We start from the raw sequence: 20,941 nt of genomic DNA on the forward strand, positions 1-20,941 counted from the left end.
AGCTTGAACCGGGCGCGCGACAGCGTGCGCCCGCAGCCAGGGATACCTCAATGTTGCAGATACTGATCCAGGGGCTTTTGCTCAGTGGTCTCTATGCGCTTATCGCAATGGGTTTCACGCTGATCTTCAGCATAGGGCGTGTTCTGAATCTGGCGTATGGCGCTTATCTGATGGTCGGTGGGTACATCTACTTCTGGGTGTCGCAAACACTGGGGATGCCCAAGCTCATGGGTGTCGTCGTGGCCGCCGCACTGGGCGTTCTGATGGGTATTCTGAAGTACCGCCTGATCGTGAAGACGCTCAAAGGTGATCATGTGGCGGTCGAAATATCGACGCTGATCCTTGCCGTGGTAATACAGGCCGGGATCGTTTTGGTCTTTGGCGACAGCAGCAAGATCCTGCTGCCCATCGTGCCCGGAGTGATCAACGTTGCCGGAGCGTCCGTCACCTACAACATCCTGATTGCTACGCTCATCAGTTGGGCCATTCTTCTGGGTCTATACGCGTTCGTGCGGCTCACCCATACCGGGCGGGCAATGCAGGCGGTTTCGATGGACGCCAAGGGGGCTGCCATCTCGGGGATCGACCCGGACCGGATTAACCTGATCACCTGGGGCATCTCGGGGGCATTGGGGGCACTTGGCGGTGTGTTCTTTGCCAGTTACACGCAGCTTTCGCCATCCATGTGGGTCGCCCCGCTGATCATCTCGGTGGCCGTTGTCATCGTGGGCGGAATTGGGTCGATCATCGGGACCTTGGTTGTCGCACACATCGTCGGCTTTCTTGAAGTCATCGTGGTGGCGACCCTTGCGCCCGAGTTGCGCGGTGTCTTCACCATGCTGCTGATCATTGGTGTTCTGGTGACCCGCCCGCAGGGCCTGTTTGGCCGTGAGGAGTTATAAAGATGGGGCTGCGCTGGTTTCACTTTGCCCTCTGGGGTGGTCTGATTGCGGGGATGTTCCTGTTGCCTCAGGTCGTTTCCAACGGAACACTGCGTACGATGATCTTTGCCAACTACTTGGCGATCTTCGCGATCAGTTGGGACGTGCTGTCCGGGCGGACAGGATATGTGAGCTTTGGCCACCCTTTTCTGATCGGCATCGGAGCGTACACGACCGCCATTCTTACCAAACGGTTTGATGTGCCGGTTGAAATCTCGATCCCGGCCGCGGTGCTGGTCACCATGGCCGCTGGACTGCTGGTGCTGCTGCCTGCGCTGCGCATTCGTGGCAGCTATTTCGCACTGGTTACACTGGCCTTCATGGAGCTGCTGTATCAGCTGGTGCAGGTGATCCGTCCGGATCTGACTGGCGGCACACGCGGGATGTCTGGTATCCAGACCCTGACGCGGGGCGCAGCAAACGGATACTACCTGTCGACCGCCCTGATGCTGAGCGTCGCCGTCAGCATGTGGCTGCTGATGAAAACCCGTCTGGGAACAGCGCTGGCAGCGATCGGCATGAACGAGGAAAGCGTGCGCGGCTCGGGGCTCAGCACCACCCGGCTGAAAGCGTTTGCCTTTTTGACCAGCGCGTTCATAGCGGGGCTGGGCGGGGCTTTCTATGTTCACTATCTGGGCTCGCTGGCTCCGCGTGCGCTATTTGACATCAACTTCCTGTTTACCATCATCGTTGCCGCACTGCTGGGCGGTACATCGACCATCATCGGGCCGATGATCGGCGCATTCTTCATGACCTTTTTGCTGGAATACCTGCGGCCGGTCCTGCCTGGGGCCGAGCGGTATTTTGTCTACGGCGCCATCGCGCTGATCCTCTACATGTACCAACCCAAAGGGCTGGTGGAACTGGTGCGGCGCGGATTCGCCCGGCTGCGGAAAGGGGGTGTGGCGTGACTGTGGCACTGGAAGTTTCCCATCTGATCAAACGCTTTGGCGGGCTGGTGGCCACGAACGGTCTGTCTTTTTCCCTCAAAGAAGGGGAATCTCTGGGTCTGATCGGTCCGAACGGGGCGGGCAAGACCACGGTGTTCAGCCAGATCATGGGTGAGCTGCGCCAGAACAGCGGCACGATCGAACTTTTCGGGCAGGAGATCTCGGCCCTGCCCACGTCCCGGCGCATTCGGGCCGGCGTCAGCCGCACGTATCAAATCCCGCGACCCTTCGGCGATATGAACGTGGCCGAGAATATCCGCGTGGGCCTGATGCCTGACAACATCTGGCGCATGATCACCAAATCCCCTGACACGGATCGGGAACGGGAACTGGCCTTGAGCGTCGGCTTCACCGAGGCCGACCTGCAACGGACACCGTCCGAACTGGCCATGGGCGATCTGCGCAAGCTGGAAATGGCGCGCACCATGGCCACCGCGCCGCGTGTGATGCTGCTGGACGAGGTGTTTGCCGGTTTGACGGTGGGGGAAATCGCGCAGATCTCGGACCTCATCCAGTCCATGCGCAAGGACGGCATGACTTTTCTGATCGTCAGCCACGATCTGCCCGCGCTTGAACCCCTGATCGACCGTGCCATTGCAATTGAGCGGGGAACGATGATCGCCGAAGGCACATTCACCGAAGTGATGAATGACAAGGCCGTGCAGGCCTCGTATCTGGGGGGCGCCTGATGTCCTATCTGGAAATCGAAAACCTGTCCGCATTCTACGGCAAGGCGCAGGCGCTGACAGACATCTCGATCACGGTCCAGCCGGGCGAGATCGTGGCCGTCGTCGGTCCGAACGGTGCGGGTAAGTCCACCCTGCTGGACAGCATAATGGGGATGGTCAGAACGGAAGGCGATATCCGGCTGCGCGGCCACAGTCTTGCAGGCCGATCACCGGCCGAAATCGTGCGCCACGGCGTCGGTTACGCGCCCGAACGGTTCAACCTGTTTCCCTACATGTCGGTGCGCGACAACCTGATGGTGGGCGCCTATACTGCCCGCGAGGATATCGAAAGCAATCTGGACATGGTCCACAAGCTGTTCCCACGGCTGGCCGAGCGGGAAGGGCAGGAAACCTCGACCCAGTCCGGTGGCGAACGGCAGATGGTGTCCTTCGGACGGGCCCTGATGACCAGCCCCGAGTTGCTGTTGGTCGATGAGCCAACAATCGGTCTGGCCCCGAAAATCTGCCTTGAGATCGCCGAAGTCGTGCGTCAGTTAAACAAGGAATACGGCCTGACCGTGGTCATCACCGAACAAAACGCCAATTTCGCCCTGTCACTGGCTAGCCGTATCTATGTGCTCGAGTCCGGCCGCATGCAAACGTCTGGCACTGCGGATGAACTGCGGAACGACAAAAGGCTGCTCGAAGCGTATTTCGGCGGGCACTGAATCCGATCGGTTCAGTTTTGCGTGCCGTCTCGGCGACAATTCCTCAGAACTACCACACACGACCTGGGTTTTGGTGTTGTCTGCTGCACGGGTTCTGTACCAAATGGGGCGGGTACCGGCGCTCGGGCGTCGAGAACACCCGAGTAGGCGCGGTACAGAAGGATGGGACCAATACATGTCGGAAGAGTTCACGGCTGCAGAAAAGCGCAGGCTTGAAAAACGAGTTCGTGCTGAACGGGTCATGGGCGATAACGGCCATCTGTTCGACCATCCGGTACCCGCTGAACTTCTCACGCCGTATTCCAATGGTGACAATACCGAGCTTGAGCAGATCCGCGTACAAAGGAAATATATCAATCGTGCCAACAACATCCGAAGGTGCTGGAACAGGTTTCAGCTTTACCTTCCCGAGTTGATGTACACCGAAGAACCGCAGGACATATTCGAGATGTCGACGGCGCATGGCGGTATGCTCGAGGTTGCCCGGCACTTTGGCCATACCGTTTTGGGAAATGACTTTCCCAATATGCTCAACAACAAACAAACTGAACTGGCATCCACGCATCGTCGCCTGAACGACGAGACGTTTGTCTGCGAAACCGACAATCACGGCATTCAGATCCCCAAAGACCACAAGGTACACGACTGGCCCTATCGCCCGATTATCGAAGCAATCGATATTCCAATGACGCTGTTTGACGCCGGGCGCACGCCCTATCCATTGGCGGACAAATCAAAGGATGTGCTGATTTGCATGCAGTCGATCGAACATTATTGCCACCCTCAGGACTGGATGCTGATACTGGACGAGTTCTGCCGCATCACCCGAAAGACGATCCTGATCATGCTCAACCCCGTGATCGGTCATTTCGCCAATGATCCGTTTTACACAGAGTGCTTCGAGAAAGCCCGACACGATCTGCATATGTATCGTCGAAATGGGTTCCGGACCACATCGTGTCATATCCAGTGGTCGCAGGTGCTTGTGTTCAAAATCACGGCCGTCTGAGGAAAAAGACCTGCAAGGCTGTCACTGACATGCCTGTAAAATCAATACAGGACGTTGAGCATGAACAGAGACACGAACAGGAACAGGACTGTCATGACCCCGCCGGATCGCACGAAATCCATGACCTTGTAGCCTGCCGGACCCATGATCAGGGCATTCACCTGATGGGTCGGAATGATGAAGCTGTTCGAGGTCGATATGGCAACGGTCAGCGCAAAGACCCCCGGATTGCCCCCTGCGGCAACCGCGATTGAAACCGCAAGGGGCACAAGCAAGACGGTTGCCCCGACATTCGACATTACCAGCGAAAAAGCTGTGGCCAGTATTGCCACCCCAGCCTGAAGCGCCCAAATGGGCCAGCCGTCCAGAATGGTCATGATCTGCTGCGCAATCCATGCGGCCGTCCCGGTATTCTGCACGGCCTGACCAAGCGGTATGAGACAGGCAAGAAGGAAAACGGTGTTCCACCCAACTGCGCGATATGCCTCGTCCACACTCAACACGCGGGTCAGCATCATGCCGGCCGCTCCGGTCAGCAGGCATAGTGACAGCCGGACGTCGGTGAACAGGATCAGCGACAAGGAAATGGCAAAAAAGGCAAGCGCCCAACCGACCTTTTGCGGCCGCAATTCGTCTTGCGGAAAGTCCGTGGTCACAACGACAAAATCCGGATCGCGCTTGATCCGCATCAGGTTGTCCCATCGGGTATGGGCGACCAGCATGTCACCGGCGTGAAATGCTTCAAGGCCGATCTGGGTTGATGCGTGATCATCCGTCTCGACATGGCTGAGCGTTTCTTCCCCGCGATGGATCGCCAGCAAAGACATGCCATAGGTCTTGCGGAACAAAAGCTCGCGCGGGCATTTGCCGATCAGCTTGCTGTCCGGGGTCACGACAACTTCTGCGATCCCGGCATTGGTGGGTGCAAACTCTTCGACGAAGATATCCAGTTCAGGCAGAACAGTCAGACCGAACTTCTGCGCGAACTCCTCGACCACCCAGCGACGCCCGATGATGGCCAGCCGGCAAGGTGCGGCAATCTCGGCGGTCAGTACCTGCACCATCGAGGTTTTCCCGCGATAAAATGTCGAGATAATGTAAAGGTGGTTCTCGTGGTTGATATCGGCCAGAATCTGCCCCACCAGGGGGCTGTCCTCGGGGACGATGACCTCAAAAACGTCTGCCTTGAGACCGTAGACCCTTTGCAGATATTCTTGCGTGCCTTGCCCGGTCCCTGTTGCATCAGACGCGCCTTCAGTCGGCAGTACCCAGCGCCCCAGCAAAAGAAAATATGCAATACCCGTCAGGATCAGGGCCATGCCGATTGGGGTGACTGAAAAAAGTCCAAACGGTTTGATTTTCTGCCCTTCGGGCAACCCGTCATTTGCCGTCAGAATGAGGTCATTCAGCAAGATCAGTGGGGAAGAACCGACCATAGTCATGGTGCCGCCTAGAATGGCGCAAAAACCCATCGGCATCAGCAGTCGCGAAAGCGGAATGCCGGACCTTGAGGAAATTCGGCTGACAACCGGTAAAAACAAGGCCGCCGCGCCGACATTCTGCATGAAAGACGAGATCACTCCGACAGTGCCTGACACGATCGGCAAAACCCGGTTCTCGGCTGTGCCACCGTATTTCAGGATGACGGCAGCCACTTTGTTCATGATGCCGGTCTTGTCCAATCCGGCACCGACGATCATGACCGCGATGATTGAAATAACGGCGTTGGACGCGAACCCGTCGAACAGTCGAGAGACATTTGCCAGGTTCTCCAGCCCGGGCGCATAACTGAGAAGGCCGACGATGACCAAAACCAGTATGGCGGAAAGGTCAATTCTTACGATTTCGGAAACAAACAGGAAAACGGTGAAGGCCAACAGGGCGCAAACCACACCCATCTCGAACGTAAAGGTTACTTGTTCCACAAAGTTCACCGGGAAATTGTATTTTGGTCTTTAGGGAACACTTAACTTATTGGGCTGGCCTTGTCATGAAGTTTCGCCAGCCATGGCGGAAACGAAATAAAATTATTTCAGCGTCCTGAGCCTTGAACAGGTTGACACACTGCTTGCTCCAACCAATCGGGCACCGTGCTTTCAATGGTGAAGAATCCAATCCCGCTAACTTTGGATGGTCGAATAAAGTAGCTGGACCGGCATTTCATAGCCTACCTGTCATGAGCGTCTTTCAGGCATTCAAGAAACACGTTCAACCTGCGCCCTTGCGAAGCGCTTTTGCGCACGATTGCGGCCATGCTTGAAATATATTCCGCAGCTTCGCATCTGACCTCCCGGACTTGACCAGCTTCCACGAACGGCTGTGCCTGATGGGTCGGCAAGAAGCCCAGATAGCAACCGGAAAGGATCAGAAGTGCCAACGCTTCTTCGCTTTGGACAAAGGCGGACTTTCTCAGTTTCAGTTTTTGATGGATCGACATGTTGGGTGAGTTAAAGCTCAGGCCCGCATAGGTGTACTTTCGAAGTTCACTTAACTTGAACTCGGTTTCTGCACGCTGAAACAGCTCGTGATTCCGGCCGCAAAACAGGCGCATGTCTTCGGTATACAGGGGCGAATAGTTCAACATCGGCGATTGGCGGTGCAAGGGGACGATGCCCAGATTGAAGCGACCGTTTATGACACCTTCTTCGATCACGTTGGGCGGTTCGACCGAAATATCGAGCGTGACGCCCGGCGCCCGGTTTCGGAACAGGCGAATTGCTTCGGACATTTCGGCATCCGGGTTGGAGGAAGACCGGTCAAAGATTGCAATCTTCAACTTTCCCGCCATTTCGGCGCGAACCTCACCGATAATGTTCTGAAATCTGTCGATTGAGGCAAACAGGCTGTCTGCGGACTTCAGGACATGCTGGCCGTCGGATGTCAGCGAGAACCCGGCGGGCCCGCGATGGCATAGTTTCAGGTTCAGGCGGGTTTCGAGATCCGAGATGTGTTTGCTGATAGTTGAACGCCCGATGTTGAGCTCAAACTCGGCGGCGGTGAACCCTCCGCAGGCAACCACAGTACGAAAAATCTGCAGCAAGCGAATGTCCACATCCGAGATGCGCGTAATAGCGAGTTTCTTTGGAATTGAAATGTTTCCTTTTGTCGAACTTTACGTAGATTACTTTGTATTACCTCAACGGTTTTTGCAACTTATAACTCGCCCACCGGTGACTCCAGTTTGCGCCATACTCACAGGCGTAGGAATGCGATGCCATCGTCACAAATAAGGTGGAGGACTTATGAAACTCATCAAATCATTCTCATCTGTCGCGTTGGCTGCCACGTTCGCCGCCGCGACCTTTGCCGCGCCGGCCATGGCGAAGAACTTCAAGATCGCCGTGGGCGACAGCGGCGGTTCCAGCCAGGAGGCAACCGGCCTTGCCTTCAAGGAAAAACTCGAGGAGCTGTCGGGTGGCAATCACACCGCAACTCTGTTTCTGAACGGCCAGCTCGGGTCCGAACAGGACACCGTGAACGAAGCAGCAATCGGCACGCTGGACATGTCGCTGCTGGCGATCAACAACGTCACGCCGTTCTCGCCGACTGTAGGTGTGTTCACGCTGCCCTACGTCATCCTCAGCCTGGAGGACGCCGAAACCCTGACCCAGGGCCCCATTGGCCAGGAACTGACCGAAAACACGATCAATGACGCCGGTGTGCGCATCATTGCCTGGACCTATACAGGTTTCCGCGTTCTGACGAACTCCAAGAAGCCGGTGAAATCGGTTGCGGATCTGGAAGGTCTGGTTATCCGCGTTCCCAAGAACGAGATCATGATCGACACCTATAAGGCGTGGGGCATCAGCCCGACACCGATGGCCTGGTCGGAAACTTTTGCCGGTCTGCAAACCAAGGTTGTTGATGGTCAGGACAACCCCTACACCACGATCAACGCGATGAAGTTCTACGAAGTTCAGGACTATGTGACTGAAATCCGTTACATCTTCTCGATCGAGCCTCTGATCATTTCCGAGCAGGTCTTCCAGGGTCTGTCGGCCGAAGATCAGGCTGCCGTACTGGAAGCCGGGCAGTATGCAACCCAGGCCTCGGCCCAATTCCTGCGCGACAAGGAAGCCGAGATCAAAGCGTTGCTGGTCGAAAAGGGCATGGAAATCCATGTTCCCGAAAACGACGAGGCAGAGTTCATCGAACTGGCAACCACAGCGGTCTGGCCGAAGTTCTATGAAAGCATCGGTGGTGTTGAAAAGCTGAACGCCGTTCTGGCCGCCATCGGCCGCGACCCCGTTTCGGAATGAAAATAGTATAAAACAAAGGAAAGCGCCTGACCGGCGCTTTCCATTCTGAGGGAGAGGGACCGATGAAAAACTTCTGGGGAATAGTCGACAACATAGAAAGCTACATCTGTCGGTTTCTTCTGGCAGTCTTTGTATGTCTTTTGTTTTTGCAGGTGGTCGTAAGGACGGTATTCAACTTTTCTTTTTCGTGGGTTGAAGAGCTGTCCGTCTACATGTTCGTTTGGTTCGTGTTTTTCGGTGCCAGCTATGCGGCCAAGATGGGTGCGCATAACCGCGTCACTTTTCAGTTCAAGTTTCTGCCCCCTCGCGCGATCAAATATATCGAGGCTTTCGCGGATCTGTTCTGGATCTGCTTCAATGTCTACTTCGTCTACCTGGCGATCGACTTCATCTTCAACCGTATGAACCGGTTCCAGTCATCCCAGACCCTGGGGTTCCATCTAAGCTGGGTCTACATCGTTTTGCCGATCACCTTCACCCTGATGACCATTCGTATCCTTCAGGTGAACTACAAGAAAATCATTCTGGACGAAGATCTGCGTGATCCTGACGCGATTGATCTGGAAGAAGTCCGCGCAGACCTGGGCGCTGACGTGGACCACACTGACATTGGGGAGGCAAAATAATGGGCAGTGAAATCGTATATATCCTGTTCGGCGGCTTCCTGTTGCTGCTGTTCATCGGCGCGCCGATAACGGTCGCGCTTGGCGTTTCGACGATGATCACCTTTCTCGTCCTGGATGAGAATCCGATCAAATTTGTCCAAATCGCCTTTACGTCCGTGGGTTCATTCCCGCTCATGGCCCTGCCGGCGTTTATTCTGGCGGGCGCATTAATGGAAGCCTCGGGCCTGTCACGGCGACTGATCAATGTTGCCGAAAGCTTTGCTGGTCCCTTCACCGGCGGTATGTCGGCGGCAACTGTTTTTGCCTGCCTGTTCTTCGGCGCGATTTCGGGTTCAGGCCCGGCGACAACTGCCGCCGTCGGCATGCTGATGATCCCGGCCATGATTGATAGGGGATACGGACGCAACTATGCTTCGGCGATCACTGCATCGTCCGGAGGGCTGGGGATTGTCATTCCGCCGTCCATCCCGCTGATCATCTTCGGCATTGCCGCGCTCGGCATGCCCGCCCCGCCAGAAGCTGTTGCCGAACATGGCACCTTCCAGACGGTATCCATCCCGAAACTGTTCATCGCCGGTTTCATGCCCGCGTTCGTAATCGCTGGCAGCCTTTTGCTGATGAACTACATCCTGGCCAAAAAGAGCGGCTATAAGGGTACGACCGAGGGCTGGTCCATGCGCCATATCTGGTGCGAGATGTATCGCGGCTTCTGGGCCCTGATGGCTCCGGTGGTGATCCTGGGCGGCATCTATTCGGGCTTCTTCACCCCGACCGAGGCGGCGATCGTTGCGATCTTCTACACTCTGGTTGTGGGCGCATTCATCTACCGCGAACTCAGCTGGGAAAAGCTGTTCACCTCGCTTGAAACCACCACATGGCTGACGGGGCGCGTGTTGCTGATCATGTTCACGGCAACGGTGTTTGGCCGGCTTCTGGTCGAAAACCAGATCCCCGCGCTGATCGCCGAAGGCATGCTGTCTGTCACAAGCAACATCTATGTGATCTGGACGCTGGTCATCCTGTTCCTGCTGTTTGTGGGCATGTTCATGGAAACGCTGGCAACCATTCTGATCCTGGTTCCGGTGATGCTGCCTGTGGCCTACAGCGTCGGCATCGACCCAATCCACTTTGGTGTCGTGATGGTGTGTACGCTGGGCATCGGTTTCCAAACCCCACCATTGGGCGAAAACCTTTTCATCGCATCTGGTATATCCAATATATCAATCGAGAAGATTTCCGTTGCAGCGCTGCCGTTCGCCTTCATCAATACGGTCGCCATCTTCATCATAGCGTTCTTTCCCGAAATCTCGCTATGGCTGCCGCGGGCGCTTGGGTATTGAGTGCGGACAGAAAGGAACTGAACAATGTTACCTCAGATCAAAGACATCCTGTTCGCAACGGATCTGTCCGAAAACGCCAACAATGCGTTGCGCCATGCCCTGAGCATGGCGCGCGCCCATGGGGCGAAAGTCCATGTTTTGCACGTGACCGAGCCTCTGACACAGGACGCCATCGTGACGATGCGAATGTTCATTCAGGATGATGCATCGCGCAAAAAAGCGATCCGGGACCGCCACGCTTCGGTGAAGGAACTGCTGAAAGAGAACCAGCAGAAATTCGTGAAAACCCTGACCGAAGAAGGAAAGGAGGCTTACGCGTCTGTCGCCTCGGTGGAGCTGGTTGACGGGCATCCCGCCGAGTCCATCCTGCAACGCGCGCGCGAGCTGGATTGCGGCCTGATTGTCATGGGCACGCACGAGCAGGGCACCGGACACACCTTTATCGGGACGGTCGTCAAACGGGTGTTGAGACGCTCGACAATTCCAACGATGGTGGTGCCCAACATCACCTGATAGGGGTGTTCAGACTCATCTTGAAGACCTCAGAATCTTCTTTTCACAGCGGTTGGGTTGAGGTTCTGCCGATGGTACGCGAAGGCCCCTAGGGCTCTGCGGGGTGATCGTGTCACAAGCCCGCGAACAGGTCTTTGAATTGCGCGCGTAGCGCGTTCTTCTGGACTTTGCCCATCGTATTGCGCGGCAACTCATCCAGTTGGATCAGTTTTCGTGGGTGTTTGTAGCGGGCCAGACCGCTGCTGAACGCGGCCTGTATCGCTTCCAGATCGGGGTGCGCGTCCGGTTCCGCAACAATCACACCGACCACGGTTTCACCGAAATCCGGGTGTGGCACGCCGATGACTGCGCTTTCCAGAACACCCGGCTGGTCGTCCAGCGCCAGTTCAACCTCTTTTGGATAGACGTTGTAGCCTCCCGAAATGATCAGATCCTTGTTGCGCCCGACAATGTGGACATAACCGTCTTCGTCTATCCGCCCCAGATCGCCGGTGATGAAGAATCCATCCTCTCGCAACTCGGCGGCAGTTTTTTCCGGCATCTGCCAGTATCCGCAAAACACGTTGGGGCCGCGCACCTCGATCACGCCGATCTCGCCCTGGGGCAACGGACTGCCTTCTGCGTCACATACCTTAAGCTCGACCCCCGGAAGTGGGAATCCCACTGTTCCTGCCCGCCGTTCACCGTCATAAGGGTTGGACGTATTCATGCCGGTTTCAGTCATGCCATAGCGTTCGAGAATGCGATGGCCTGTGCGGTTCTCGAACTGAACGTGCGTATCGGCAAGCAGCGGGGCCGATCCTGAGACGAACAGGCGCATATGTGCGGTCAATTCCTTCGTGAAACGCGGGTCATTCAGCAGTCGCGTGTAGAAAGTCGGAACACCCATCATCGCCGTGGTCGTCGGCATCAGTGTGATGATGTTGTCCAGATCGAACTTGGGCAGGAACACCATACGGCTGCCAGCGATCAGAGAGACATTGGTCGCCACGAACAACCCGTGAGCGTGAAAGATCGGCAGCGCGTGCATCAACACGTCGTCAGGCGAGAACCGCCATTCCTTTGCCAGCGTCCGGGCATTGGACAGCAGGTTGTTCTGCGTCAGCATGGCCCCCTTGGACCGGCCAGTTGTGCCGGAGGTGTACAGAAAGACCGCCAGGTCGTCTCCTGTACGATCCACAGTTTTAAAGTTTACCGGCATGGCGGCGGCCTGTTCCATCAATGTACCACCGCCATCGGCATTGAGGGTTGAAACGCTGGCCCCCATCGGAGTACTGACAGACTTCAGTTGGTCCTCGTTCTGTTTGTCACATACGACCAGAGATGCGCCGCTGTTTTCGATGAAATAGGTCAGTTCCTCGACCGTGTAGGCCGTATTGAGTGGCAAAAACACCAACCCGGCCTGAACACAGGCTGCGTAAAGGGCAAGCGCCTCGGGCGTTTTTTCGACCTGCACCGCGACCCGATCACCGGGTTGCAACCCCATCCGCGCAGTGACATTCGCGATCTGCGCCGCTGTATTCAGAAAGTGCCGATAAGAAACCACCCTGCCATCCGCAAGATGCAGGAACGGTGTATCTTTGTCCGCATGAATTCCGAACAGGCTGTCATAGAGTGGGTTTGCCAAGAAACTGACCTTTGTATTCGCGATGCAAGAGACTTATCGGCTGAGAAATTCTAGCTCAACGAAAATAGTGGAGCAGCGCGGGATTTTGGGCCGCGTTTCAGGTGGGCTCACGTGTCATCAGGGACAGAGCCATAAGAAGCCATAAGGCGGGCATTCAACAGCGGAGATGAAGTTGTTCGACGGCCCGCAACTGTTCCGACGGTGGCCATTTGCCGAAGTATCGGGACCCGTTCGACAAGAAAGGCAGATCGATTGACGATATCCCCCGGGGGAGGATAAGGTTCGCCACATGACACACATCCACTCAACCCACCCGGCAATCATTGCGCGACTGAAAAGGGCCGAAGGGCATCTGTCCAAAGTGGTTTCGATGCTGGAGCTGCAGCAACCTTGTTCCGACATCGCCCAACAATTGCACGCGGTCGAGAAAGCGATCACAAACGCCAAACGCGCTTTGATCCATGATCATATCGATCATTGTCTGACGGGCGGCGACGATCCGGTAGGGGCCGTGGAAGAGTTGAAAACAATCAGCAAGTACCTGTAATCCGATGCTTTCAGTTCTTAGAAATCGCACCTATCGCCATCTTTTCTTCGCCCAGATCGTGGCGCTTTCAGGCACAGGTCTTGCCACTGTTGCGCTTGGCCTGCTTGCCTTTCAGCTGGCAGGGGAATCGGCGGCTCTGGTGTTGGGAACCGCACTGACCATCAAAATGGTGGCCTATGTCACGATCGCTCCGATTGCGGCGGCATTTGCCGAGCGCGTCGATCGGAGACGAATGCTGGTGGTCCTCGACCTGATCCGGGCCGCGGTTGCCATGACCCTTCCATTTGTATCAGAGGTCTGGCAGGTCTACGTTCTGATCTTTGTCCTGCAATCGGCATCGGCCGGGTTCACACCCGCCTTTCAGGCCACGATCCCCGACGTTCTTCCTGATGAAGAAGACTATACCAAGGCGCTGTCGCTGTCCCGTCTTGCGTTTGACATGGAAAGCCTGCTGAGCCCGATGCTGGCGGCGGCGCTATTGACCGTGATGAGCTTTGACAACCTTTTCTGGGGTACCGGAATCGGGTTTGTCGCATCGGCGCTTCTGGTCGTCTCGGTGCTTCTGCCGTCGCCAAAGCCGGCAAAGCCGCGCGGCATTTACGATCGGACAACGCGCGGGATGCGGCTATATCTCAGAACGCCGCGCCTGCGCGGCTTGCTGGCGCTGAACTGGGTCGCCTCGGCCACCGGCGCGATGGTCATCGTCAACACCGTTGTCATCGTGCGTGGGGATCTGGGCCTGTCGGAAAGTGCTGTCGCGGTTGTCTTGGCGGCGTTCGGGGCAGGTTCCATGCTGACCGCATTGACCCTTCCGCGCCTGTTGAACAGCGTGCCCGACCGAAAGGTGATGCTGTCAGGGGCGGTGCTGAGCATTCTGACCCTGTTCACGTTGGCGCTGACATCATTGGCAACGCCGCTGTCACAAACCGCTCTGATGGTCGGCTGGCTTCTTGTTGGTGCGGGATATTCCGCGATACTGACGCCGACAGGGCGGCTGCTTACACGGTCGGCGCATCCCGAAGACCGTCCGGCAATCTTTGCAGCCCAATTCACTTTGTCTCACGCCTGCTGGTTGGTCTTCTACCCTGCGTCGGGCTGGCTGATCACCGTGTTCGGCACCGTTGTCGCCATGGTCTCGCTGTCTGCTCTGGCATTGTTCGGTCTTCTGGCTGCCGTGCGACTATGGCCGGCCGATGACGGCCGACCTGTCCGTCACGACCACCCGGATTTGCCGCAGGATCACCCACATCTACAGGGCGATGAGCCTCATCAGCACGTAATCATTATTGATGATCTGCATCCGAGGGCTGATGGGCAGACAAAGGCAAAAACCGCCCTATAACCTGTTGGCGTCCCCAGAAGGCATTCATTTTATTGCAATCCCTCCGAAAGACATTTCCGGAGTTTTGGATTTTTTTGTTGCAAATTGATACTAACCAGCGGAACCATGCTCAGAACACGTAGTCCAGGGTTTTCGAGATGCCGCCATTCGCCATTGACGGGCACAATGACGTTTTAAGCAAAATTGCCGGTTCGAATGCCTTGGATCCTCTTGCGCTTTTTTGTTCCGGAAACGGGGACTGGCATCTTGATCGTCCAAGAATGAAGGCCGGCGGATTGCTGGGCGGTTTCTTCGCCATTTGGGGGCCATCCGAAAACGATACGATCGACTATGATGGCCTGATGGCCGGAGCGACCTATGACGTGCCGTTGCCACCCGAATTGCCACAAGATGCGGCGATGAGACGATCGGTTGCATTGGCAAGCAGTCTTGTTCAGCTTGAGCAACGCGGGGCGCTGCGCATTTGCAAGAACGCGGCGGAGTTGCGCCTAACCTGCGAGTCCGGCGAAATCGGCGCAATCATGCATATGGAAGGGGCCGAGGCGATTGATCCGGACCTGAAAGCGCTCGACCTGTTCTATGCGGCTGGCCTCAGGTCGTTAGGCCCGGTCTGGAGCCGCAACAACATCTTTTGCGACGGCGTTCCGTTCCGCTTTCCCGGATCACCCGATACCGGTGGTGGACTGACCGAAGCGGGAAGGTCGCTGGTCGCACGGTGCAACACGCTTGGTGTTCTTGTGGACCTGTCGCATATCACCGAAGCGGGGTTTTGGGATGTCGCCGAAACGTCGGATGCGCCGCTGGTGGCCACACATTCCTGTGCCCATGCCATTTGCGCAAATTCCAGGAACCTGACCGACGCGCAACTGCGCGCAATCGGCGAAAAGGGCGGTGTCGTGGGGATAAATTACGCGGCCCAGTTCCTGCGCGCAGACGGTCGTCGCGACCCGGATGTGCCGTTGGATCAGGTTCTGGCCCATATCGATCATATGATTAACGTTATGGGCGAAGACAGTGTGGCCCTGGGCTCGGACTATGACGGCGCCACGGTGCCCAATGCCCTCGACGGCGCAGAAAAGCTGCCTGCATTGCTGAACGCGATGGAGGTCCATGGATACACACAAGATCGGATCACGAAGATAGCCAACGGAAACTGGCTGCGCGTGCTGACCGACACCTGGGGCGGGTAGACCCGAGCATAATCAACAGGGAGTTAGACTATGAAGTTATTTTCCAAACTTGTCGGCACCGCAGCTTTTGCGGCGACACTGGCTGTGGGTGCACCGGCCGCGTTTGCCGAAACGCCGCCCAACATGCTGGTCATGGCGATGCGTATCGATGACATCACGACAGCCGATCCGGCACAGTCGTTTGAATTCACCGGCATGGAGATGACGCGCAACATTTATGGCAAGCTGGTCAATTACGATCCGCTTGATCTGGACGCCGGGTATCAGCCGGATCTTGCGACCAAATGGGACGTGTCCGAGGACGGAAAGACGATCACTTTTACGATGCGCGAGGGCGTCAAGTTTCACTCCGGCAACCCGGTGACGGCGGAAGATGCGGCGTACTCGCTGCGCCGTGTCATCAAGCTGAACAAGACACCGGCCTTCATCCTCACTCAGTTCGGTTTCACCCCTGAAAATGTTGATCAAATGATCCGCGTGGAAGATGGCAAGCTGCTGATTACCACGGACAAGAAATACGCGACATCCTTTGTGCTGAACTGCCTGACAGCCGGTGTCGGCGCTATCGTCGATATGAAGACCGTCGAAGCCAACGCCGTGGATGGCGACATGGGCAACACCTGGCTGGCGACAAACTCGGCGGGTTCCGGTCCCTACATGCTGACAGGCTGGAAACCGAATGAAAGCTATTCGCTGCAGTCCAACCCTGATTATTATGGCGGTGCCCCTGCCATGGAACGCGTCATCACCCGCCATGTGCAGGAAAGCGCGTCGCAGCGGCTGTTGCTGGAGGCAGGCGATATCGACATCGCACGCAACCTGAACCCTGAAGACATGGCCGCGGTCGAGTCGAACGCCGATCTGGACATGTACGCGGCCCTGAGCGGTCAGATCATGTATTTCTCGCTGAGCCAGAAACACCCCGAACTGTCGAACCCAAAGGTCATGGAGGCCATAAAGTACCTGATCGATTATGAAGCGATGGCCGATAGTTTCCTCAAGGGTGACTGGGCGGTTCACCAGAACTTCCTGCCGGCAACCTACATGGGATCGGTCGACGACAATCCGTTCAGCTATGATCCGGAAAAAGCCAAGGCATTGCTGGCCGAGGCGGGTATTTCGGGGTTTGAGTTCGAAGTCGGTGTGCGCGAGGCGCAGGAACGTATCGAGATCGCACAGTCCATCCAGAACACGCTGGCCGAGGCCGGGATCACCATGAAGATCACTGTGGGGACCGCCAAGCAGGTGCTGACCCGGTATCGCGCCCGTGAACTGGACGCCTATCTTGGCGCTTGGGGGCCGGATTACCCCGATCCGCAGACCAATGCCGGAACCTTTGCCTGGAATCCTGACAATTCGGACGAAGCAAAGGCCACCGGGATTCTTGCTTGGCGCAATTCTTGGAACCCCGGGGAACTGACGGCAATGACCGATGCGGCCAAGATTGAACCCGACACGGCAAAACGGGCCGAGATGTACGAGGAAATCCAGGCCATATTCCGCCAGACTTCGCCCTTTGCAATCATGTTCCAAAGGACTGAGAGATCCGGGATCGGCGGTAACGTCACCAACTGGAACCTTGGCGGTGCGGTGTCCGAAGCCGGTTATTTCGTCGTAACCAAGTAATGAGCGACATGACAAATTCCGAGAGGCGCGGGCTCGCGCCTCTCATGCACGTCTTAAAAACAACCGTTCTGACGATCGGATCGATTCTGGTGACGATGCTGGGATTGTTATTTGTGACCTTCATCATCGGAAGGGTGATGCCGGTCGACCCGGTGATTGCGATAGTGGGTGAACGCGCCACGCAGGAAGTTTATCAGGAAACTTATGAAATGCTCGGGCTGGATAAGCCTTTGCTTGTCCAGTTCTGGTATTACCTTTCCGACGTCGCCCGGCTGGATTTTGGAATTTCCTACCTTAACGCGCGCCCAGTGATTGAAGATATTAAGCGGGTTTTTCCCGCAACTCTGGAACTGGCCACCCTGGGTGTTCTGGCGGGTATTCTGGTCGGCGTGCCGCTGGGCATTGTCGCGGCCGTCAACCGGGGTAGCTGGATCGATCAGATCGCCCGCTTCATCGCGTTGGTGGGATACTCAATGCCGATCTTCTGGCTGGGCTTGATGGGATTGATGATATTCTACGGCAAGTTGCGATGGGTCGGTGGCCCGGGGCGCCTGGATATTTTCTACGAGGACATCGTGCCGACGCGTACGGGTATGATCCTTGTCGACAGCCTGATTGCCGGCGACATGACGGTCTTCTGGAATGCCGTCAGCCATATTATCCTGCCCGCGCTGCTGCTGGGTTATTATTCGCTGGCCTATATCAGCCGCATGACCCGCAGTTTCATGCTGGAGCAACTCAGCGCAGAATACATCCTGACCGCCCGTGTAAAAGGATTGCCCGAACGTATCGTTATCTGGCGTCACGCCTTCCGCAACATCCGTGTGCAGCTGATCACCGTCATAGCCCTGTCTTATGCGGGATTGCTGGAAGGGTCCGTGCTGACCGAAATCATCTTCAGTTGGCCCGGCATCGGCAGCTATATCACCACGGCGCTTCTGAGTGCGGACATGAATGCCGTTCTGGGTGGAACCGTGGTTGTCGGTTTCTGCTTCATATTGCTGAACGTCGCAAGCGATCTGCTTTACAAAGTTCTGGACCCGAGGGCCAAATGACCACTCAAACGCTACGACAATGGCTTCTCTCGGAAGAACCGGAAAGCAGGGTACAGGCTCGCCTCGCCTCCATATATAACGGATGGCTCACGTTGCGCGGCAATGTCATGGCCATGATCGGTTTGGTCATCATTGTGGCGCTGGTACTGACCGCCCTGTTCGCGCCACTTCTGGCACCGCATGATCCGTATGTTCAGGACCTTGGCAAACGTCTGCTTCCGCTTGGGACAGAAGGACATCTGTTGGGGACGGACAGCCTCGGGCGCGATATCCTCAGCCGCCTGATTTTCGGTGCTAGAATAACGCTTTACATCGTGGCACTTGTCGCTCTTATAGCGCCGGTTTTAGGGCTTCTGGTTGGCACCGTGGCAGGATATGTCGGCGGAATCGCCGACCTTGTCCTGATGCGGATTACCGACATCTTTCTGGCCTTTCCCCGGCTGGTTCTGGCACTGGCCTTTGTGGCGGGGCTAGGTGCAGGTATCGAGAATGCGGTACTAGCAATATCGCTCACTGCCTGGCCGCCCTATGCACGGTTGGCTCGGGCCGAGACGCTGACGATCAGATCGCAGGACTATATCAGCGCCATAAGGTTGCAAGGGGCCGGTCCGTTCCGGATCATCACGCGCCACATCTGGCCGTTGTGCATCAGTTCACTCATCGTTCGGGTCACGCTGGATATGGCAGGGATCATTCTTGCGGCGGCCGGTCTTGGATTTCTGGGTCTCGGCGCGCAACCGCCCAGCCCGGAATGGGGTGCGATGATTTCCGAGGGGCGCCGTTTCATCCTGGATCACTGGTGGGTCGCCACCATGCCGGGGCTGGCGATATTCACCGTGTCGCTTGCCTTCAATCTGCTGGGCGACGGATTGCGTGACATTCTTGACCCCAAACAAGGGGGCCAAGGATGAGCGAACAGTTGCTGGATGTGCAGAACCTCTGGGTTCGGTTTCCGTCCCGCAGGGGCGTGTTCGACGCAGTGCGCGGGGTCAGTTTCAGCCTTGGGCGGGAAAGACTGGGGATCGTCGGCGAAAGCGGATCCGGGAAGTCCATGACCGGGCGGGCAATCCTGCGCCTGGTGCGCAGCCCGGGTCTTGTCGAGGCGGACCATATCAAGCTGCACGACGTTGACCTGCTGAGGTTGTCCGAACCCAAGATGCGCGCTGTTCGCGGCAGCAAGATTTCCATGGTCATGCAGGATCCCAAGTTCAGCCTGAACCCCGTGATGACCATCGGTGCGCAGATGATCGAGGCCTATCACCAATCCACCGGCGCCGGGCATTCCACTGCCCGAACGCGCAGTCTGGAAATGCTGGACGCCGTTGCAATCCGAGACCCGGAAAGGGTACTGCGTGCTTATCCGCACGAGATGTCCGGCGGCATGGGGCAAAGGATCATGATCGCCATGATGCTGGCCGCAAATCCCGAGATCCTGATTGCCGACGAACCGACGAGCGCGCTGGATGTTTCGGTCCAGCGTCAGGTGTTGAATATCATGGACGATCTGGTGCGCGAGCGTGGAATGGGGCTGATCTTTATCAGCCATGATCTGAACCTGGTGGCCGAATTCTGCGACAGGGTGCTGATCATGTTTGCGGGGCGCATTGTCGAAGTCTGTGATGCCGACAAGCTGTCTGAGGCCAAACACCCATATACTCAGGGACTTCTGAATGCCTTGCCCCGTCTGGATGAGCCGCATGAAAGGCTTGCGGTTCTGAACAGGGACGAAGCCTGGGCCGATGCGCCTTCGGTCAGCGGACAGGTCAAGCCATGAGCATGATCGACATACACAATCTGAACGTCTGGTTCGGAACGGGAAGGGATCGGGTGGACGCCGTGCGCAGCGCCTCGCTTTCTGTTGCTCAGGGGCAGAGCCTGGGCCTTGTCGGCGAAAGCGGTTCGGGCAAGTCGACAATATTGCGGGCGCTGTCCGGCCTTGTACCCGGCTGGTCCGGCAGAATGCATGTCAACGGTGCCGAACTGGGCCGACATCGCTCGCGCGAGTTCTATCAGACGGTTCAAATGGTCTTTCAGGACCCCTATGCCTCGCTTCACCCCCGCCAGACCGTCGATCAGGTTCTGTCTGAAACCTTGCGTCTACACGGCATGACCGACATTGACCGCCGGATCGAGGATCTTCTGGCCAATGTGGATCTGGGCCAAAGGTTTCGTTTTCGGTATCCGCATCAGCTGTCAGGCGGCCAACGCCAAAGGGTTGCAATTGCACGGGCGCTGGCGGCCGAGCCGGATGTGCTTTTGCTGGACGAGCCGACCAGCGCGCTGGACGTTTCAATTCAGGCCGAGATTCTCAACCTGTTGACCGACATACGCGCCGAGCGATCCCTGACATATCTTATGGTCAGCCATGATCTGGCGGTTGTCGGGCATTTGTGTGACCACATTGCCGTGATGAACGCCGGCCAAATCGTCGAGCATCTGAGCGTCGAGCAACTGCGAAGCAGATCTGCCCATCATGCCTATACCCAGCAATTGATTGCCAATTCCTACATCTAAGCCATC

The 20,941-nt window shown here is 56.7% G+C and carries 20 protein-coding genes; 17 read left to right on the forward strand and 3 right to left on the reverse strand.

Annotated elements, in window-relative coordinates; translation table 11 throughout:
- Positions 1-50 precede the first annotated feature (50 nt).
- From ACR0J8_RS15020 to ACR0J8_RS15040, 5 genes are all read left to right on the forward strand, one after another.
- Positions 51-902 carry a branched-chain amino acid ABC transporter permease gene (locus ACR0J8_RS15020; RefSeq protein ID WP_170611739.1) on the forward strand — a complete coding sequence of 284 codons (852 nt, stop codon included), beginning with the start codon at positions 51-53 and terminating at the stop codon, positions 900-902.
- 2 nt (positions 903-904) lie between these two features.
- Positions 905-1,852 carry a branched-chain amino acid ABC transporter permease gene (locus tag ACR0J8_RS15025; RefSeq protein WP_480890938.1) on the forward strand — a complete coding sequence of 316 codons (948 nt, stop codon included), beginning with the start codon at positions 905-907 and terminating at the stop codon, positions 1,850-1,852.
- Positions 1,849-2,580: an ABC transporter ATP-binding protein gene (locus ACR0J8_RS15030; protein WP_480525894.1), complete on the forward strand. Its 732-nt coding sequence runs from the start codon at positions 1,849-1,851 to the stop codon at positions 2,578-2,580. The genes ACR0J8_RS15025 and ACR0J8_RS15030 overlap by 4 nt, the downstream gene beginning before the upstream one ends.
- The gene (locus tag ACR0J8_RS15035) at positions 2,580-3,287 is read left to right on the forward strand and encodes an ABC transporter ATP-binding protein (RefSeq protein WP_170806730.1); all 708 of its coding nucleotides are present in this window, start codon (positions 2,580-2,582) and stop codon (positions 3,285-3,287) included. Before ACR0J8_RS15030 ends, ACR0J8_RS15035 begins: the two co-directional genes overlap by 1 nt.
- A 175-nt stretch (positions 3,288-3,462) precedes the next feature.
- Positions 3,463-4,296 carry a hypothetical protein gene (locus ACR0J8_RS15040; protein ID WP_480525896.1) on the forward strand — a complete coding sequence of 278 codons (834 nt, stop codon included), beginning with the start codon at positions 3,463-3,465 and terminating at the stop codon, positions 4,294-4,296.
- Between the two features lie 41 nt (positions 4,297-4,337).
- Here the strand turns inward: ACR0J8_RS15040 and ACR0J8_RS15045 are convergent, their stop codons facing one another.
- Positions 4,338-6,194 carry an SLC13 family permease gene (locus ACR0J8_RS15045; RefSeq protein WP_480525928.1) on the reverse strand — a complete coding sequence of 619 codons (1,857 nt, stop codon included), beginning with the start codon at positions 6,192-6,194 and terminating at the stop codon, positions 4,338-4,340.
- A gap of 269 nt (positions 6,195-6,463) precedes the next feature.
- On the reverse strand, positions 6,464-7,336 hold the full coding sequence (locus ACR0J8_RS15050; protein WP_170806728.1) for a LysR family transcriptional regulator: 873 nt from the start codon (positions 7,334-7,336) through the stop codon (positions 6,464-6,466).
- Between the two features lie 202 nt (positions 7,337-7,538).
- Between ACR0J8_RS15050 and ACR0J8_RS15055 the strand changes: the two genes are divergently transcribed.
- The 4 genes from ACR0J8_RS15055 to ACR0J8_RS15070 all read left to right on the forward strand — a co-directional run bounded on the left by ACR0J8_RS15055 (position 7,539) and on the right by ACR0J8_RS15070 (position 11,034).
- On the forward strand, positions 7,539-8,555 hold the full coding sequence (locus ACR0J8_RS15055) for a TRAP transporter substrate-binding protein (RefSeq protein WP_170611752.1): 1,017 nt from the start codon (positions 7,539-7,541) through the stop codon (positions 8,553-8,555).
- A gap of 62 nt (positions 8,556-8,617) precedes the next feature.
- Entirely contained in the window at positions 8,618-9,181 is a 564-nt protein-coding gene (locus ACR0J8_RS15060) for a TRAP transporter small permease (RefSeq protein ID WP_170611754.1), read from the forward strand.
- Positions 9,181-10,521 (forward strand): TRAP transporter large permease, encoded by a 1,341-nt coding sequence (locus ACR0J8_RS15065; RefSeq protein WP_170611756.1) that lies wholly within the window; start codon positions 9,181-9,183, stop codon positions 10,519-10,521. The genes ACR0J8_RS15060 and ACR0J8_RS15065 overlap by 1 nt, the downstream gene beginning before the upstream one ends.
- A 24-nt stretch (positions 10,522-10,545) precedes the next feature.
- Positions 10,546-11,034, forward strand: a complete 489-nt coding sequence (locus ACR0J8_RS15070) for a universal stress protein (protein ID WP_170611758.1) — start codon at positions 10,546-10,548, stop codon at positions 11,032-11,034.
- Between the two features lie 112 nt (positions 11,035-11,146).
- On the opposite strand, the gene ACR0J8_RS15075 is transcribed toward ACR0J8_RS15070, so the two are convergent.
- On the reverse strand, positions 11,147-12,661 hold the full coding sequence (locus ACR0J8_RS15075) for a malonate--CoA ligase (RefSeq protein ID WP_480525899.1): 1,515 nt from the start codon (positions 12,659-12,661) through the stop codon (positions 11,147-11,149).
- A 289-nt stretch (positions 12,662-12,950) separates the two neighbouring features.
- On the opposite strand from ACR0J8_RS15075, the gene ACR0J8_RS15080 reads away from it, so the two are divergent.
- The 8 genes from ACR0J8_RS15080 to ACR0J8_RS15115 all read left to right on the forward strand — a co-directional run bounded on the left by ACR0J8_RS15080 (position 12,951) and on the right by ACR0J8_RS15115 (position 20,935).
- Positions 12,951-13,208 (forward strand): metal-sensing transcriptional repressor, encoded by a 258-nt coding sequence (locus tag ACR0J8_RS15080; RefSeq protein ID WP_480525901.1) that lies wholly within the window; start codon positions 12,951-12,953, stop codon positions 13,206-13,208.
- Between the two features lie 4 nt (positions 13,209-13,212).
- On the forward strand, positions 13,213-14,550 hold the full coding sequence (locus ACR0J8_RS15085) for an MFS transporter (RefSeq protein ID WP_480525903.1): 1,338 nt from the start codon (positions 13,213-13,215) through the stop codon (positions 14,548-14,550).
- Between the two features lie 137 nt (positions 14,551-14,687).
- Positions 14,688-15,740, forward strand: a complete 1,053-nt coding sequence (locus tag ACR0J8_RS15090) for a dipeptidase (protein ID WP_480525905.1) — start codon at positions 14,688-14,690, stop codon at positions 15,738-15,740.
- A gap of 30 nt (positions 15,741-15,770) precedes the next feature.
- On the forward strand, positions 15,771-17,366 hold the full coding sequence (locus ACR0J8_RS15095; protein ID WP_480525907.1) for an ABC transporter substrate-binding protein: 1,596 nt from the start codon (positions 15,771-15,773) through the stop codon (positions 17,364-17,366).
- A gap of 44 nt (positions 17,367-17,410) precedes the next feature.
- Positions 17,411-18,421 (forward strand): ABC transporter permease, encoded by a 1,011-nt coding sequence (locus ACR0J8_RS15100; protein WP_480525908.1) that lies wholly within the window; start codon positions 17,411-17,413, stop codon positions 18,419-18,421.
- The gene (locus tag ACR0J8_RS15105; RefSeq protein ID WP_480890947.1) at positions 18,418-19,332 is read left to right on the forward strand and encodes an ABC transporter permease; all 915 of its coding nucleotides are present in this window, start codon (positions 18,418-18,420) and stop codon (positions 19,330-19,332) included. The genes ACR0J8_RS15100 and ACR0J8_RS15105 overlap by 4 nt, the downstream gene beginning before the upstream one ends.
- On the forward strand, positions 19,329-20,195 hold the full coding sequence (locus ACR0J8_RS15110; protein WP_480525912.1) for an ABC transporter ATP-binding protein: 867 nt from the start codon (positions 19,329-19,331) through the stop codon (positions 20,193-20,195). Before ACR0J8_RS15105 ends, ACR0J8_RS15110 begins: the two co-directional genes overlap by 4 nt.
- A complete protein-coding gene (locus tag ACR0J8_RS15115) occupies positions 20,192-20,935 on the forward strand; it encodes an ABC transporter ATP-binding protein (RefSeq protein ID WP_480525913.1) in 744 nt (247 codons plus the stop codon). The genes ACR0J8_RS15110 and ACR0J8_RS15115 overlap by 4 nt, the downstream gene beginning before the upstream one ends.
- Positions 20,936-20,941: the final 6 nt, after the last annotated feature.

The sequence above is a fragment of the Ruegeria sp. N11 genome, from assembly GCF_056531525.1.